This is a genomic window from Herbidospora solisilvae (assembly GCF_009901565.1).
Lineage (GTDB): Bacteria > Actinomycetota > Actinomycetes > Streptosporangiales > Streptosporangiaceae > Herbidospora > Herbidospora solisilvae.
Window position 1 is genome coordinate 55,763 of sequence record NZ_WXEW01000015.1, and the last position, 16,724, is coordinate 72,486.

Sequence of the window (16,724 nt, forward strand, 5' to 3'; positions counted from 1 at the left end):
ACAACCTACGCAGGCCTTACAGAACCGCGCAAACCCGCCGGTTTCAGGCGTCGAGCTTGGCCAGGATCTCGTCGGAGACGTCGGCGTTGGCGTAGACGTTCTGCACGTCGTCGCTGTCTTCGAGCGCGTCGATCAGCTTGAAGACCTTGCGGGCGGTGTCTTCGTCGACCGGGACGTTGATCGTCGGCAGGAAGCTGCTGTCGGCCGAGTCGTAGTCGATGCCGGCGTCCTGGAGGGCCTTGCGGACCGGCACGAGGTCGCTGGCCTCGGTCACGATCTCGAACGACTCGCCCAGATCGTTGACCTCTTCGGCGCCCGCCTCGAGGACGACCTCGAGGACCTGGTCTTCGGTGAGCTCGACGCGGCCGGCCTTGGTCTCCGACACCAGCTTGGGCACCAGGATGACGCCCTTGCGGTTGAACATGTAGGACACCGAGTTGGGGTCGGCCAGCGAGCCGCCGTTGCGGGTCAGCGCGACCCGGACCTCGGAGGCCGCGCGGTTGCGGTTGTCGGTGAGGCACTCGATGAGCATGGCGACGCCGCTCGGGCCGTAGCCCTCGTACATGATCGTCTGCCAGTCGGCGCCGCCGGCCTCCAGACCGCCGCCGCGCTTGCGGGCGCGCTCGATGTTGTCGACCGGGACCGAGCTCTTGCGGGCCTTGGTGATGGCGTCGTAGAGGGTCGGGTTGCCATCAGGGTCGGGGCCACCGGTCCTGGCCGCCACTTCGATGTTCTTGATGAGCTTGGCGAACAGCTTCCCGCGCTTGGCGTCGAGCGCGGCCTTCTTGTGCTTCGTCGTCGCCCATTTGGAGTGGCCGGACATCGGCTAGAGCTCCCTTACCATCTCAACGAAATACGAGTGGACCCGCGCGTCGCCGGTCAGTTCCGGATGGAACGACGTGGCGAGCAACGGGCCTTGGCGGACCGCGACGATCCTATCCCCGGCGCGGGCCAGCACTTCGACATCGTTTCCGACGGACTCGACCCAGGGCGCCCGGATGAAGATCGCCCGGAAGCCCTGAATCCCCGGGAGGTCCAGATCGTACTCGAAGGAGTCGACCTGGCGCCCGAAGGCGTTGCGGCGCACGACCATGTCGAGGCCGCCCAGGGTCTGCTGGCCCTCGATGCCGCCCTCGATGCGGTCGGCCAGCATGATCATTCCGGCGCAGGAGCCGTAGGCGGGCATGCCCGCCTTCACCCGCTGCTGGATGGGGTCGAACATCTCGAAGGCGACCGCGAGCTTCCACATCGTGGTCGACTCGCCGCCCGGGATGACCAGGGCGTCGACCTGGTCGAGCTCCTCGGGACGGCGGACCGCCACCGCCACGGCGCCCGACTCCACCAGGGAACGGGCGTGCTCGCGGACGTCGCCTTGGAGCGCGAGCACGCCGACCGTGGGAGTGCTCACCAGCCGCGCTCGGCCAGGCGGTGGGGCACCGGGATGTCGTCGACGTTGATGCCGACCATGGCCTCGCCGAGGCCGCGCGAGACCTTGGCGATCACGTCGGGGTCGTCGAAGAAGGTGGTGGCCTTGACGATCGCGGCGGCCCGCTGGGCGGGGTTGCCCGACTTGAAGATGCCGGAGCCGACGAACACGCCCTCGGCGCCGAGCTGCATCATCATGGCGGCGTCGGCCGGGGTGGCGATGCCGCCCGCGGTGAACAGCACGACCGGCAGCTTGCCCTCGCGGGCGACCTCGGCGACCAGCTCGTAGGGGGCCTGCAGCTCCTTGGCCGCGACGTAGAGCTCGTCTTCGGGCAGCGAGGAGAGGCGCTTGAGCTCGGCGCGGATGGTGCGCATGTGGGTGACGGCGTTGGAGACGTCGCCGGTGCCGGCCTCGCCCTTGGAGCGGATCATGGCCGCGCCCTCGGTGATGCGGCGCAGGGCCTCGCCCAGGTTGGTGGCGCCGCACACGAACGGCACGGTGAAGCGCCACTTGTCGATGTGGTTGGCGTAGTCGGCCGGGGTGAGCACCTCGGACTCGTCGACGTAGTCGACGCCGAGCGACTGCAGGACCTGGGCCTCGGCGAAGTGGCCGATGCGGGCCTTGGCCATGACCGGGATCGAGACGGCGGAGATGATGCCGTCGATCATGTCGGGGTCGCTCATGCGGGACACGCCGCCCTGCGCGCGGATGTCGGCGGGCACCCGCTCCAGCGCCATGACGGCGACCGCGCCGGCGTCTTCGGCGATCTTGGCCTGGTCGGGCGTGACGACGTCCATGATCACGCCGCCCTTGAGCATCTCGGCCATGCCGCGCTTCACACGCGCGGTGCCGACGGACGGGGTCGTTTCGGGGCTGGACACGGCGCTACCTCACTCGAGGGGACTGGTGAATTGGTTCTATATTAGGCGCCCGAGCGAACCAAAACGACAGTCCATTTCGTACCGAAAGACTGGCGGAACCGGACAGTCTGTCTACGGCGCGACCGGGACTCTGGACGCCAGCACCACCCAGACCTGGCCGCGCGCGAAGGGCATCGGGGTGCCGTCGGCCAGCGTGAACGTGGTCCCGTCCTCCTCCGTCGGGCGCTGCCAGCGGACCTTGTAGGCCTGGCCGTCGCGCAGCACGACGCCGGTGCCCTTGCCGGTCGAGTGGACCAATGGCGTGTAGCTGCCGGTGAAGTCGTGGAACTGCGAGCGCTCGGTCTTGGTGTACTGCACGACCACGGTCGCGGGGGCGATCTGGCCGCCCTCGGCGGCCATGTCCTTCTCGCCGTCCTGGACGACGGCCCACTTCTTCGCGCCGGCGTTCCACTGGAAGGTGAAGGTCGCGGCCGGATACTTCACCGTGTAGCGCCGCGTCGGCTTGCCCCCCTCCGGGGCCTCGTCGGAGAAGGTGAAGCCGATGTCCTTCGCCCTGCTGGCCTTGGCGCCCTTGAGGAGCTGGGCGGGGCGGCCGACCAGGTTGTAGGGGGCGACCCGGCCCGGGTAGCGGAAGTAGGCGCCGGGGGCCGAGCTGTCGGAGACGTCGACCAGCGAGGCCTGCTGGACGAACGGGATCATCTTGGTCTGCACGCCCGAGTAGGCCAGGGCGGGCTTGCCGAACATCGGCAGGATGTGCAGGTCGGAGATGCGGGCCGAGCGGACCGGGCCGACCTCCTTGGGCAGCCTGGAGGAGAAGATCGCCATCAACCGGGTCAGGCCGCCCTCGACCTGCTCCACGTAGACGATGTCGGCGGACTTCACGCCGATCTGCGGCTTGCCCGAGTGGGTGTTCTCGATCTTGACGGCGAGCACCGGCTTGCGGGCGGCGACCGGCATGCCGGTGAAGGGGTGCTCCGGGGGCTTGGTCGGCGAGGCCGACGCGGTGACATCGGCGGCCTGCGGCGTCGTGCCGGGGTTGCCGCTCTCGCCCCCCGACGAGCACGCGGTGGTCAGCAGTGTCGCCGCCGCGAGCATGAGAACGCCCATCCGATGTGCCCGCACGGACAACTCCTCCCGAGTCCCGAAAAATCGGCGCTAGCTTACCGGCGCTAGCTGGTAATTCGGTCAGAGTCCGTCAAGTCGGTCAGGCGCCCGCCATGGCCTTCGGAGGGTCGTCGTCGATGTCGAAGAACTCGGGGTAGGGCGTGTGCCCGGCCAGCCTCAGCACCCGGGCCAGGAAGCGGCGCTGGGCGACCCGGGTGACGTCGACGGCGTTGTTGTAGAACCGGCGCGAGTAGACCACCTTGGCCACCGCGGCGTCGAGCTCGGCCAGCAGCTCGGGGGCCTGCACCTTCTCGGCGAAGGTCTCCTGGTCGACGACCGCCCGGAGGGTGCGCGACAGGTCGCTCTCGGCGTGCTCGCGCTCGTCGGGACCGGCCGTACGCGCCTCGTGCGCCGCCGCCGCCAGCACCAGCGACGTGGCGGGGTCGAGCAGCCGCGAGCCCGCCAGCTCCAGGCTGACCGCGGCCCGCCGCAGGAGCGCGGCGTCGAGGGCGGCGTGGGCGGTCTCCAGGCGGATGTGCAGGCGGTCGAGCCGCCCGGCCCGCCACGAGATGTAGACGGCCGTCAGCACGATCACCACGCCGACGACCAGGATGACCGTGGTGTTCACTACTCGTCCTCCACGCCGACGGGGACGCCGGTGACGGTCTCGTAGACCCGCAGGACGTCGCGGGCGACGGTCGACCAGTCGTACTTGCGGACGGCGAGGCGGGCCTCGTCGGAGTATTTGGCCCGGCGTTGCGGATCGTCGAGCAGCCGGGCCGCCTCGCGGGCCAGCGCGGCGGCGTCGCCGGTGGCGAACAGGGCCCCGGCCTGGCCGTCGCCGAGCACCCTGCGGAAGGCGGGGATGTCGCTGGCCAGGATGGTCGCACCCGCCGACATGGCCTCGGTCAGCACGATGCCGAAGCTCTCGCCGCCCAGGTTGGGGGCGACGAAGACGTCGACGGAGTGCAGCGCGCGGATCTTGTCGGCCTCGCTGACCATGCCGAGCAGGCCGACCCGGTCGTGGAGGTTCTTGGGCAGCTTGGCGTAGACGTCGTCGGCGTCGCCGGGCCCCGCGACCAGCAGGCGCACGCCGGGCCGCTCGGGGGCCAGCCGGGCGAACGCCTCCAGCAGCACGGCCAGGCCCTTGCGGGGTTCGTCCATCCGCCCGAGGAAGCCCAGCACGGTGCCGTCGGGGCCCCAGCCCGGAAGGGGCTCGGCCTCGGCGTAGCGGTCGACCGTGACCCCGTTGGGGATCAGCACGGCGTCGCCGCCCATGTGCTCGACCAGGGTCTTGCGGGCCGCGTCGGAGACGGCGATCCGGCCGGTGATCTTCTCCAGCGCGGTGTGGAGCACGGGCGCGGTCACCGAGACGGCCCGCGAGCGCTCGTAGGAGGCGTGGAAGGTCGCCACGATCGGGCCCCGCGCCACCCAGCAGGCCAGCAGCCCGACCGACGGCACGGCCGGCTCGTGGACGTGGAGCACGTCGAAGCGGCCCTCGCGGATCCACTTGCGGACCCGGTTGGCCGACAGGAACCCGAAGGTCAGCCGGGCCACCGACCCGTTGTAGGGCACCGGCACGGCCCGGCCGGCCGACACCACGTAGGCCGGCAGCGGCGCGTCGTCACTGGCCGGCGCCATGACCGAGACCCGGTGCCCGTCGTCGATCAGCGCCTCGGCCAGATCGCGCACGTGGGCCTGCACCCCGCCCGGGACGTCCCACATGTAGGGGCAGACGATCCCGATCCTCACGGCCGGGGCTCCCTCGGCTCCAGGTCTTCGAGCCACAACCGCTGCAGCATGTGCCAGTCGTCGGGGTGTTCCGCGATGCCCTTCTCGAAGGCGTCGGCCATGCCCTGGGTGAGCTCGACGACCTTCTCCTGCCGGGTCCCCTCAGCCGGCACGGGCACTTCCGGATGAACGTCTAAACCCCACCCGTCGCCGTCGAACCAGATGGTCACGGGCACCAGCGCGGCCCCGGTCTGGAGCGCCAGCAGCGCCGGCCCGGCGGCCATGCGGGTGCGGCGGCCGAAGAAGTCGACCTCGATCCCGCTCTCGGTGAGGTCGCGGTCGGCCGGGAGGCAGGCCACCTTGCCCGCCCGCATGCGCTGGGCGAGGGTGCCGAACGCCTGGGCGCTGCCGCCGCCCTGCTTGGTGAGCGGGAGCACCTCCATCCCGATGGCGGTGCGGAAGGCGACGAACCGCTCGAACAGCGACTCGGGCTTGAGCCGCTCCATGACGGTCGTGAACGGGTGGCCGGACTGCACGAGCCATACCCCGGCGGCGTCCCAGTTGCCCATGTGAGGCAGCGCGATCACGACGCCCCGGCCCTCGGCGATGGTCTCCATGAGGTAGTCGCCGCCGACGGCGCGGGTCTGAGCGTGGATCTTCTTCGGGTCCATGGCCGGGAGCCGGAAGATCTCCATCCAGTAGCGCATGTAGGAGCGCAGGCCCGCCCGGGAGAGCTCCCGGAGGGACTCCCCCTCGCGGCCGGTCACCTTGGCCAGGTTGGACTCCAGGCGCTGGACCGACCTGCCCCGCCGCCGCCACATGACGTCGGCGATCAGCCGGAACACGAAGGCGGCCACCTTCTCCGGGACGAACCGGACGACGGCCCACCCCACCGTGTAGGCCGACGCCACGATCCGGTCAGCGAGCGTCATGCTCCACCGCCTGCTTGTAGACGACGTGCATGCGCTGCCCCACGGTGATCACGCTGGCGACGGCCAGCCCCCAAAGACCCACAGCCAGAACGTACGGCACGCCCAATCCGTCGAGGAAGGCCACCACGAGGACGACGAGCAGTCGTTCGCCGCGCTCGGCGATGCCGACGTTGGCGGTCATGCCCAGACCCTCGGCCCGCGCCTTGGCGTAGGAGACGACCGCGCCGCCGACCAGGCAGAGCAGGCCGCCCAGGGCCAGGACGTGCTGGCCGTCGAGGACCAGGTAGATGACCAGGCCGGAGAAGACGCCCGCGTCGGCGACCCGGTCGAGGGTCGAGTCGAGGAAGGCGCCCCAGGTGGAGCCCCTGGTCATCCGGGCCAGGATGCCGTCGAGCAGGTCGGCCAGCACGAAGAAGGTGATCACGAGGCTGCCGGCGACGAGCTGCCCGTGTGGGTAGAACCACAGGGACGAGGCCACCGTGCCGAGTGTTCCGGCGGCGGTGATCATATTAGGGGTGACGCCATGGCGCGCGAGGAACCGGCCCAGCGGGCTCATGAGCCTGGTCATGGCGGGACGCAGAACGTTCAGCATGGCGGTCTGATCGTAGGGCATGCGCCCGCCCCCACATTCCCCGTCGGGGTCTTGTGATCTGGGCCACAACGGTTAAGGGTGGGTTACACGCGCCTTTCCGATCGGGGTGCGGGGGCGCGTCACAGCAGGCGGCCGGGCGGCCGCCGGTCGTTTACGCGGCCTGCGGCCTCCCCTCCAATCCAGGAGGCGAAAGTGGCGGAGAAGGCCAACGGAGGGACATCGGGAGCCGCGGGCAGGGCACCATCGGCCGATGAGCCGGACATGGTGCGCAACGTCGTGCTCGTCGGCCATTCCGGATCGGGGAAGACGACCCTGGTGGAGGCGCTGCTCGCGGCGACCGGCACCATCCCGCGGACGGGCAGGGTCGAAGACGGCACCACCGTCAGCGACTTCGACGAGGTCGAGGTCCGCCAGCAGCGGTCGGTGAACCTGGCGCTCGCACCGCTGACCTACAACGGCATAAAGATCAACCTGCTCGACACGCCCGGCTACGCCGACTTCGTGGGGGACCTGCGGGCCGGGCTGCGGGCCGCCGACGCCGCGCTGTTCGTGGTCGCGGCCACCGACGGGATCGACGGGCTGACCCGCCAGATCTGGGACGAGTGCGCGAGCGTGGGCATGCCGCGCGCGGTCGTCATCACCAAGATCGACCATCAGCGGGCCGACTTCGACGAGGTGCTCACCGCCTGTCAGGACGCCTTCGGCGAGGGCGTCGCGCCGCTCTACCTGCCGCTGGGCGGCGAGGCGCTGGTGGGCCTGCTGTCGCAGCGTGTGTTCGACTACGCCGGCGGCGCCCGTACCGAAAGGGAGCCCGACGCCGACCAGGCCGCGCTGATCGAGCAGTACCGCGAGGCGCTCATCGAGGGGATCATCCAGGAGAGCGAGGACGAGTCGCTCATGGACCGCTACCTCGCGGGCGAGGAGATCGACACCAAGGTCCTCATCGACGACCTGGAGAAGGCCGTCGCGCGCGGCTCCTTCCACCCGGTGCTGGCGACCGCGCCGGGTGTGGGCATGCCCGAGCTGCTCGAAGTGATCACCCAGGGCTTCCCGTGCCCGCCCGAGCACCGGCTGCCCGAGGTCACGACCATAGACGGCAAGAGCGTCAAGGTCTGCCGGTGCGACCCCGAGGGCCCGCTGGTGGCCGAGGTGGTCAAGACGACCAGCGACCCCTACGTGGGCCGCATCAGCCTGGTGCGCGTCTTCTCGGGCACGCTGCGGCCCGACATGACCGTCCACGTCTCCGGGCACGTGCCCGAGCACGAGCACGACGTCGACGAGCGGGTGGGCGCGTTGTCCTCGCCCCTCGGCAAGACCCAGCGGCCGGTGGGCAAGTGCGTGGCCGGCGACGTGGTGGCGGTGGCCAAGCTCGGCCACGCCGAGACCGGCGACACCCTGTCGGAGAAGGACAACCCGCTGCTCATGGAGCCGTGGCGGATGCCCGAGCCGCTGCTGCCCGTCGCGATCAGGGCGAAGTCCAAGGCCGACGAGGACAAGCTCTCCCAGGCGCTGAACCGCCTGGTTGCCGAAGACCCGACGCTGCGCCTGGAGAACAACGCCGAGACCCGCCAGCTCGTGCTCTGGTGCATGGGCGAGGCCCACGCCGACGTGCTGCTCGACCGGCTGGCGCGGCGCCACGGCGTCGAGGTGGAGAAGATCGACCTGCGGGTCCCGCTGCGCGAGACCTTCGGCGGCCGGGCCCGGGGCATGGGCCGCAACGTCAAGCAGACCGGCGGCCACGGCCAGTACGCCATCTGCCACCTGGAGATCGAGCCGCTGCCCTCGGGCTCCGGGTTCGAGTTCGTCGACAAGATCGTCGGCGGGGTGGTGCCGCGCCAGTTCATCCCGTCGGTCGAGAAGGGCGTGCGGAGCCAGATGGAGCGCGGCGTGGTGGCCGGCTACCCGATGGTCGACATCAGGGTCACCCTGTACGACGGCAAGGCCCACTCGGTCGACTCCAGCGACATGGCGTTCCAGATCGCGGGCGGGCTGGCCCTGCGCGAGGCGGCCGCGAAGGTTAAGGCGCTGCTGCTCGAACCGGTCGACGAGGTGTCGGTGCTCGTCGACGACGACTACGTCGGCAACGTCATGAGCGACCTGTCGTCGCGGCGCGGACGGGTGCTGGGCACCGAGCCCGTGGGGGTCGGCCGGACGCTGGTCCGGGCCGAGGTGCCGGAACTGGAAATCACCCGATACGCAATAGATCTACGGTCGATGTCACATGGAACCGGAACGTTCACCCGCGCTTTCCTGCGTTATGAACCATTGCCGTCGCACCTCGCGGAAAAGGTCGCCACCCCCGCTGATTAGGGGGTTCCCGGCGTCGTTCGTTTCATCCGAACGGCGCCGGGGCATTTCCTCGCGCGTTGTGTGGAGTCACATCCGCCTCGTATGACGAATTTCGCTATACGGGCGAAGCATTGCCAGGGCGATGCCAGACTGTGACAGCCATCGCGTTCGGGGAGGGCAAGTGAAACGACAGTTGATCGCCGGCGTCGCCGTGGCCGCGACCGCTTCCGCGGGGGCCTACCTGCTCGTCCCGGAGGCCTCCGGCCATGGGTTGGAGCGTGCCAGCTACGAGACCGCGGCCAAGACCGACGTCTGCCCGGCGGCCAAGCGCCAGATGCGCGGCATGTGGATCGCCACGACGCAGAACATCGACTGGCCGTCGAAGGCCGGCCTGTCGCCCGCCACGCAGCGGGCCGAATACGTCCGGATGCTCGACACCGCCGCCGCGCGCGGCATCAACGCGGTGTTCCTGCAGGTCAGACCGGCTTCCGACGCCATCTACAAGTCGTCGCTCGAACCCTGGTCGCAGTATCTGAGCGGCAAGGCGGGCAAGAACCCGGGCTGGGACCCGCTGCCGTTCCTGATCAGCGAGGCCCACAAGCGGGGCATGGAGTTCCACGCCTGGTTCAACCCCTACCGGGCGGCCTACAGCGACAACATCGCCGCTCTGCCGGCCAACCATCCGGCCCGGCAGCACCCCGGCTGGGTGGTCAAGCACGAGGGGCGGCTCTACTACAACCCGGGGCTTCCGTCGGTACGCGACCACGTCACCAAGGTGATCATGGATGTGGTCAACCGCTACGACATCGACGGCGTCCACTTCGACGACTACTTCTACCCCTATCCGGGCCAGGGCACGAAGTTCAACGACACCGCGGCCTACAACAAGTACGGCGAGGGCAGATCGCTGGCCAACTGGCGGCGGGCGAACGTCAACCAGCTCGTGGCGCAGGTCGACAAGGCCGTCCACCGGGCCAAGCCCTACCTGAAGTTCGGCATCAGCCCGTTCGGGATCTGGCGGAACAAGAGCAACGACCCGGCCGGGTCGAAGACCAACGGCATGTCGGCCTACGACGCGATCTACGCCGACCCCAAGGCCTGGATCAAGGCCGGCACGGTCGACTACCTGACCCCGCAGCTCTACTGGAACCGGGGCTTCGCGGCGGCCGATTACGACGTGCTGGTGCCCTGGTGGGCCAACGCGGTCAAGGGCAGCGGCGTCGACCTCTACATCGGCCAGGCGCTCTACCAGATCGGCACCGGCGGGGCCTGGAACCGGCCCAACGAGATCCCGTCGCACCTGGCGGTCAACAAGCGCTATCCCGAGGTCAAGGGCGACGTCTACTTCAGCGCCAAGCAGGTCGTGCAGAACCCGCTGAAGGTGATGACCCGGATCGACGAGGACTACTACAAGCGCCCGGCGCTGCTCCCGCTGATCAAGGGCCTGCCCACCAGGCCGCTCGGCCCGGTGAAGAACCTGCGCAACGCGGGCGGCACGCTGACCTGGACGGGCGTGCCCGGGGCCCGCGCCTACGCGGTCTACCGGGGCTCGGGCAACTCCTGCGAGCTGGTCGCGGTGACGACGCGGTCGTCCTTCCGGACCCGGGCCAACGGCGCCTACCAGGTGACCTCGCTCGACCGCCTCTACAACGAGAGCCGACCCGTCTCCGCACGCGTGGGATAGTTGCAACTTTTTGCTCAGTTATTGCGTCCGATGATCCGTTCCTGTCAGGATGAGGGCACCCCCCTCACCGGGTAGCGTCCGCCCGGTCCTTGCCAGAAAGGATCATCGGACGTGGCTGTCTCGCGCCGTAGTTTCCTCGCCTCGGCCATCTCGGCGTCCGCCATCGCGGCGACCTCGACCCATCTGACCAGCGGCCCGGCGTACGCGGCCAGCCCACCCGGTGACGTGGTAGGCAAGATCACCGTCGGCTACCAGGGCTGGTTCGCCTGCCGCGGCGACGGCTCCCCCATCGACCGCTGGTGGCACTGGAGCGGCCAGGACAACACCGTCCCGCCCTCGCCGTCGAACAACACGATCGTGTCGTGGCCCGACAACCGCGACTACACGCGCACCTACCCGACGCTGTACCAGAACCTGAACAACGGCCAGACGGCCAACCTGTTCTCCTCCTGGGACCAGCAGACGATCGACACCCACTTCAAGTGGATGCGCGACTACAACTGCGACACCGCCGCCCTGCAGCGCTTCAACCCCTTCGGCGCGGAGGGTCCCATCCGCGACGGGATCACCGTCAAGGTGCGGCAGGCCGCCGAGGCCTACGGCCGCAAGTTCTACATCATGTACGACGTCACCAACTGGACCAACTTCCAGTCGGAGATCAAGACCGACTGGACGACCAAGATGTCGGCGTACACCTCGTCGAGCGCCTATGCCCGGCAGAACGGCAAGCCCGTCGTCTGCATCTGGGGCTTCGGCTTCAACGACCCCGGCCGCCCCTTCCCCCCGGCCCCCTGCCTGGAAGTGATCAACTGGTTCAAGGCGCAGGGCTGCTACGTCATCGGCGGCGTGCCCACCTACTGGCGGCAGGGCATCAACGACTCCCGCACCGGCTTCGGCGAGGTCTACCGCGCCTTCAACATGATCTCGCCGTGGATGGTCGGCCGGACCAACTCGGTCGCCGGGCTCCAGCACTTCTACGACAACTGCATCGTCCCCGACGTGGCGGACTGCAACGCCAACGGCATCGACTACCAGCCCTGCGTCATGCCCGGCGACCTCCAGTCACGCGCCCGCGCCCACGGCGACTTCATGTGGCGCATGTTCTACAACACCATCCGCGCCGGGTCGCACGGCATCTACATCTCGATGTTCGACGAGTTCAACGAGGGCAACCAGATCGCCAAGACCGCCGAGACGCAGGCCTGGATCCCGGCCGGGTCGGGCATCCTCGCGCTCGACGAGGACGGCACCTTCTGTTCGGCCGACTACTACCTGCGCCTCACCGGCGACGGCGGCCGCATGCTGAAGGGCCAGATCGCGCTGACGGCCACCCGGCCGACCCAGCCGACGACCGACGGCCCGCCGCCCGGCGGCGACACCAACCTGGCGCTGAACAAGCAGGCCGGTGCGAGCAGCACCAACGGCGGCTTCGTGCCCGCCAATGCGGTCGACGGGAACGCCTCGACCTACTGGGAGAGCTCCGGCGCCCTGCCGCAGTGGTTCCAGGTCGACCTCGGAGCCGCCTCGACCCTGGGCCGGGCCGTGCTCAAGCTGCCGCCGAACGCGGCGTGGGGGTCGCGGGTCCAGACGCTCACCCTCGCGGTCAGCTCCAACGGCAGCACGTGGACGACGGTCACCGGGCCGATCGGCGTCACCTTCAACGCGGCGACCGGCAACCAGGCGACGATCACGATCCCCGCGCTGGTCGCCCGCTACGTGCGGGTGACGATCAGCGCCAACACCGGCTGGCCCGCCGCGCAGCTCTCCGAGCTGGAGGTCTACGCGACCGACGTGGTCGAGAACACGCCCCCCACTCCCCCGGGCAACCTGACCGTCACCGGCAAGACCGCCACCAGCGTCTCGTTGTCGTGGACGGCCTCGACCGACAACGTGGGGGTCGCCGGATACCAGGTGCTCCAGAACGGCGAGCCGGTCGCGTCGCCGACCGGGCTGACCCACACGGTCACCGGCCTGACCCCGAACACCTCCTACACGTTCACGGTGAAGGCCCGCGACGGGCAGAACTCCTTCTCGCAGCCCTCGAACGCGGTGACGGTCACGACCGACCCGGCCGCGAACGTGAACCTGGCGGCCGGGAAGCCGACCTCCGAGAGCGGCCACGTGCAGAACTACGGGTCGGGCAACGTCGTCGACGGCAACACGGGCTCCTACTGGGAGTCGCCGAACAACGCCTTCCCGCAGTGGGTCCAGGTCGATCTGGGGGCGGCGACGTCGGTGTCGCGCGTGGTGCTGAAGCTGCCGCCGGCGTCGGCGTGGCAGACCAGGACCCAGATGATCGAGGTCCAGGGCAGCACCAACGGGTCGGCGTTCTCGACGCTCTCGGCGGCGGCGGGCCGGACCTTCAACCCCGCCACAGGCAACACCGTGACGGTCACCTTCCCCGCGTCGACGCAGCGGTACGTCCGGCTGCGGTTCACCGCGAACACCGGCTGGCCGGCGGGCCAGCTCTCGGAGCTGGAGGTCTACTCCTCGTGACGTGGCGGGGCCGTGCCGATGCCACCCGGCACGGCCCTGCCCGTGAGGCGGATCGGCAGCGGGCGCCCATCACCGGCGAGCGGGCCTTGGACAGGTCTGGCATATGCCCAGGTCAATGATGCTTTCAGGTCAGGCGAACAGGGTCCGGCCCCAGTAGTCGCCCGCGTCCACGACCCCGGGCGGGCAGGCGAACAGGCCGCTCGACACGTGCCGGATGTACTCGTTCAGCGGGTCGGACTTGGCCAGGCTCGCCTGGATCGGCACGAACTGGGTGCGCGGGTCGCGCTGGTAGGCGATGAAGAACAACCCGGCGTCCAGGCGGCCCAGTCCGTCGGAGCCGTCGACGTAGTTGTAGCCGCGCCGCAGCAGGTGGGCGTTCCCGTGGGCCGAAGGGTGGGCCAGCCGGACGTGCGCGTCGGGGCGCATCGCCGACAGGTCGACGGGGTCGAACTCCTTCTGCCTGCCGGCCGGGGCGCCCTCGTGCTTGTCGCGGCCGAAGATCTCCTCCTGCTCGCGCAGCGAGGTGCGGTCCCAGGTCTCGACGGTCATCCGGATCTTCCGGGTGACGAGGTAGGTGCCCCCGGCCATCCAGGCGGCGCCGTCGCCGGGGGCGGCCCAGAGCTGCTCGCGCAGCAGGTCGGCGTCCTCCAGCTTGAGGTTGTTGGTGCCGTCTTTGAAGCCCATCAGGTTGCGGGGCGTGGCCTGGGCCCGGGAGGTCGAGGAGGTACGGCCGAAGCCGAGTTGCGAGTACCGCACCGAGACCCGGCCGAAGCCGATCCGGGCCAGGTTGCGGATGGCGTGCACGGCGACCTGCGGGTCGTGGGCGCAGGCCTGGACGCAGATGTCACCACCCGAGATCTCCGGGACCAGCGTCTCTCCGGGGAACTTGGGCAGGTCGGCCAGCGCGGCCGGGCGTTTGGCGGCCAGGCCGAAGCGGTCGTCGAACAACGAGGGGCCGAAGCCGACCGTCAGGGTCAGGCCCGAGGGCGGCAGGCCGAGCGCCTCGCCCGTGTCGTCGGGCGCGGCCTCGCGGGAGCCGCCGGTCGCGCCGAAGGCGCCCGCCTCCTTGCCCTGGGTGAGGCGGGCGGCGGCGGCCGTCCACTCCTGCAGCAGTTCGGCCAGTTCGGCCCGGTCGGTCGTGGTGACGTCGAAGGCGACGAAGTGGAGCCGGTCCTGGGCGGGGGTGACGATGCCCGACTGGTGCTCGCCGTAGAAGGGGAAGACCTCCTCGACGTGGGCCTGGGCCGCGGGCTCGGCGGGCAGCGTGCGGGCGGCCAGGGCCCCCGCGCCCGCCGCCACGGCCCCGGCCGCGCCCAGTCCGAAGACCTGCCGACGACTGATCATCTAGTGGGCCACCAGGGGTGCGATCTTGCTGATCGGCTCGGCCAGCGCGTTGATGACGTCGGAGAGCCGCTTCAGCTCGTCCTTGGACAACTCGTTGTGCAGCCGCCAGCCGTCGCCCTTCTGGTGGGTGCCGAGCTCGGCCTCGGCGGCGGCGAACTTCTCGTCGAGCGTCGCGACCAGGGCGGCGTCGCGCTCCTCCAGCACCGGGCGCAGCGACTGGACGGCGGCCTTGGACCCGGCCAGGTTGGCGGCGAAGTCCCACAGGTCGGTGTGGGACCAGATGTCCTCCTCGCCGGTGATCTTGCCGGTGGCGACCTCGTCGAGGAGCTCCTTGGCGCCGTTGGCCAGGTTGAGCGGGGTGAGCTCGGCCGCGTTGGCCTTGCCGACGATGGTCTTCACGTCGGCGATCAGCTTGTCGGCGATCGGGCCGTCCTGGCTGATGTCCTTGGTGATCCAGAGGTCTTTCTCGATCTTGTGGAAGCCGGTCCACTCCTCGCCCTCGGCCAGGTCGGCCTCGCGGGCGTCGATGGCCGGGTCGAGGTCGCCGAAGATCTCGGCGACCGGCTCGATGCGCTCCCAGTAGGTGCGGGAGACCGGGAACAGCTCCTTGGCCTCGTCGATCTTCCCCGCCTTGACGGCGTCGACGAACTCCTGCGTCTTGACCAGCAGGGTGTCGCTCTGGGTCTTCACGTAGCGCTTGTAGCTCGCGGTCGCCTCGGCCAGCGCGGCGTCGGCGGTCAGCGGCTTGTGCTCGCCGGTGACGGTCAGCGCGTTGCGGATGCCCTTGCCGACCATGCCGGGCTTGCAGGCGGTCTCGTAGGTGCCGGCGGGCAGCTCGGCGATCAGCTCGCGGGTCAGGCCGGGCACGATGTTCTCCACCTCGGCCATGACGCGGTCGCCGGGGGCATAGACGTAGAACTCGGTGACCTTGCTGCCGCCGTTGGTGATGGCGAACGTGCTGGTGCCCGCCGCGAGTTCCGTGACGCCGACCTCGCAGGCGGTGTCGCTGGCGGTGACCGTGACCTTGCCCGGCGCCGCGCCGGCCGCGGGGGCGGCTCCCGGGTCCTCGGCGGAGCAGGCCGTCAGGGCGGCCAGGGCGAGCGCGGCTGCGGCGAGACGGGTGATGACGGACATGGTGCTCCTGTTCAGGCCACGCGGGCGGGGGCGAGCTGCGGCCGGGACGGCCGGAGGAAGAAGTAGAGGGTGGGCGCCAGGTAGAGCAACCACGCGAGGGTCTCCAGGACGCTGGGCTGCGGCGTGAGGTTGAGCATCCCGGCGAGCAGCGCGCCGTACCAGGAGTCGGGCGGCAGCGCGGCCGTGACGTCGAAGGCGTAGGAGGTCAGGCCGGGCAGGATGTTCGCCTCCTGCAGGTCGTGCACGCCGTACTTGAAGATCCCCGCGGCGACCAGGATCAGCAGCAGGCCGGTCCAGGTGAAGAACGTCGTGAGGTTGATCCGCACGGCCGACCTGTAGAGGGCGTAGCCGAGGACGACCGAGGTCAGCAGGCCCAGCGTGATGCCGACCAGCGGCTGCGCCGAGGTGGTCGCGCCCTGCACGGAGGCGAAGAACAGCAGCGCCGTCTCCAGCCCCTCGCGCGCCACGGCCAGGAACGCCATGACGACGACCGCCAGCGAGCCCAGCTCCAGCGCCTCGGACAACTTGCCGCGCAGCTCACCCGAGAGCATGCGGGCGGCCCGCCGCATCCAGAAGATCATCCAGGTGACGAAGACGACCGCGAGCAGCGAGGTGATCGCGTCGAACAGCTCCTGGCCGGTGTGGCCGAGATGGGCGGCGGTGAACGTCAGCACCGCGCCGAAGCCGACCGAGAGGGCCACGGCGGCGAACACGCCGGCCCAGACGTGCGGCAGCCGGTCGGTGCGGTCGCTCTTGACCAGGAAGGCGACCAGGACCGAAACGACGAGGGTCGCCTCCAGCCCTTCGCGCAGGCCGATCAGATAACTCGCGAACAAATGTCACTCCCGCCGTGGCAGCTCCAGCTACACGCGGTAGAAGTTAACATAGGCTCACCTAACCAAGCCAGCCGGCCGCCTGTTCCAGGAGTTCCCGCAGGTCCTCGACGGCCTCACCGGTCCACACGACCGTCCCCGCCGCCACCAGGATCGGCAGCAGAGCGGGCAGCGTGTACGTCCGCCGCGCCGGGGCCAGCAGCGCCGCGACCCGCCGGGGCACCGCGCCCGCCGCCGCGTGCAGCACGCTCGGCGTCCGCCCCAGCCCGGGGCGGCCC

General features: G+C 70.1%; 15 protein-coding genes. 3 read left to right on the forward strand and 12 right to left on the reverse strand.

Annotated elements, in window-relative coordinates; genetic code table 11:
• Positions 1-43: 43 nt before the first annotated feature.
• From GT755_RS37315 to pgsA, 8 genes are all read right to left on the reverse strand, one after another.
• A complete protein-coding gene (locus GT755_RS37315; protein ID WP_030456900.1) occupies positions 44-823 on the reverse strand; it encodes a YebC/PmpR family DNA-binding transcriptional regulator in 780 nt (259 codons plus the stop codon).
• A gap of 3 nt (positions 824-826) precedes the next feature.
• Positions 827-1,411 (reverse strand): pyridoxal 5'-phosphate synthase glutaminase subunit PdxT, encoded by a 585-nt coding sequence (pdxT, locus tag GT755_RS37320; protein WP_030456899.1) that lies wholly within the window; start codon positions 1,409-1,411, stop codon positions 827-829.
• Entirely contained in the window at positions 1,405-2,307 is a 903-nt protein-coding gene (gene pdxS, locus GT755_RS37325) for a pyridoxal 5'-phosphate synthase lyase subunit PdxS (protein ID WP_030456898.1), read from the reverse strand. Before pdxS ends, pdxT begins: the two co-directional genes overlap by 7 nt.
• Positions 2,308-2,418: 111 nt before the next feature.
• Positions 2,419-3,429, reverse strand: a complete 1,011-nt coding sequence (locus GT755_RS37330) for a DUF3048 domain-containing protein (protein WP_328794757.1) — start codon at positions 3,427-3,429, stop codon at positions 2,419-2,421.
• Positions 3,430-3,511: 82 nt separating this feature from the next.
• Positions 3,512-4,039: a hypothetical protein gene (locus GT755_RS37335; protein WP_161484268.1), complete on the reverse strand. Its 528-nt coding sequence runs from the start codon at positions 4,037-4,039 to the stop codon at positions 3,512-3,514.
• Positions 4,039-5,163: a glycosyltransferase family 4 protein gene (locus tag GT755_RS37340; RefSeq protein WP_161484269.1), complete on the reverse strand. Its 1,125-nt coding sequence runs from the start codon at positions 5,161-5,163 to the stop codon at positions 4,039-4,041. Before GT755_RS37340 ends, GT755_RS37335 begins: the two co-directional genes overlap by 1 nt.
• Positions 5,160-6,074: a phosphatidylinositol mannoside acyltransferase gene (locus GT755_RS37345; RefSeq protein ID WP_161484270.1), complete on the reverse strand. Its 915-nt coding sequence runs from the start codon at positions 6,072-6,074 to the stop codon at positions 5,160-5,162. The genes GT755_RS37340 and GT755_RS37345 overlap by 4 nt, the downstream gene beginning before the upstream one ends.
• Positions 6,061-6,666 carry a phosphatidylinositol phosphate synthase gene (gene pgsA, locus GT755_RS37350; RefSeq protein WP_161484271.1) on the reverse strand — a complete coding sequence of 202 codons (606 nt, stop codon included), beginning with the start codon at positions 6,664-6,666 and terminating at the stop codon, positions 6,061-6,063. Before pgsA ends, GT755_RS37345 begins: the two co-directional genes overlap by 14 nt.
• A gap of 192 nt (positions 6,667-6,858) precedes the next feature.
• Here pgsA and GT755_RS37355 point away from each other — a divergent pair, with 192 nt between their 5' ends.
• From GT755_RS37355 to GT755_RS41480, 3 genes are all read left to right on the forward strand, one after another.
• Complete coding sequence (locus tag GT755_RS37355) at positions 6,859-8,976, forward strand: elongation factor G-like protein EF-G2 (RefSeq protein WP_161484272.1); 2,118 nt, start codon at positions 6,859-6,861, stop codon at positions 8,974-8,976.
• A 160-nt stretch (positions 8,977-9,136) separates the two neighbouring features.
• A complete protein-coding gene (locus tag GT755_RS37360) occupies positions 9,137-10,639 on the forward strand; it encodes a glycoside hydrolase family 10 protein (protein ID WP_328794758.1) in 1,503 nt (500 codons plus the stop codon).
• Between the two features lie 111 nt (positions 10,640-10,750).
• Positions 10,751-13,135: a discoidin domain-containing protein gene (locus GT755_RS41480; protein ID WP_161484274.1), complete on the forward strand. Its 2,385-nt coding sequence runs from the start codon at positions 10,751-10,753 to the stop codon at positions 13,133-13,135.
• Positions 13,136-13,264: 129 nt separating this feature from the next.
• On the opposite strand, the gene efeB is transcribed toward GT755_RS41480, so the two are convergent.
• The 4 genes from efeB to GT755_RS37385 form a co-directional block, all read right to left on the reverse strand.
• Entirely contained in the window at positions 13,265-14,479 is a 1,215-nt protein-coding gene (gene efeB, locus GT755_RS37370; protein ID WP_161484275.1) for an iron uptake transporter deferrochelatase/peroxidase subunit, read from the reverse strand.
• A complete protein-coding gene (efeO, locus tag GT755_RS37375; protein ID WP_161484276.1) occupies positions 14,480-15,613 on the reverse strand; it encodes an iron uptake system protein EfeO in 1,134 nt (377 codons plus the stop codon).
• A gap of 11 nt (positions 15,614-15,624) precedes the next feature.
• Positions 15,625-16,449, reverse strand: a complete 825-nt coding sequence (efeU, locus tag GT755_RS37380) for an iron uptake transporter permease EfeU (protein ID WP_161484277.1) — start codon at positions 16,447-16,449, stop codon at positions 15,625-15,627.
• A 58-nt stretch (positions 16,450-16,507) separates the two neighbouring features.
• On the reverse strand, positions 16,508-16,724 hold a 217-nt coding region (locus GT755_RS37385; protein ID WP_202610990.1), incomplete at its 5' end, for a hypothetical protein.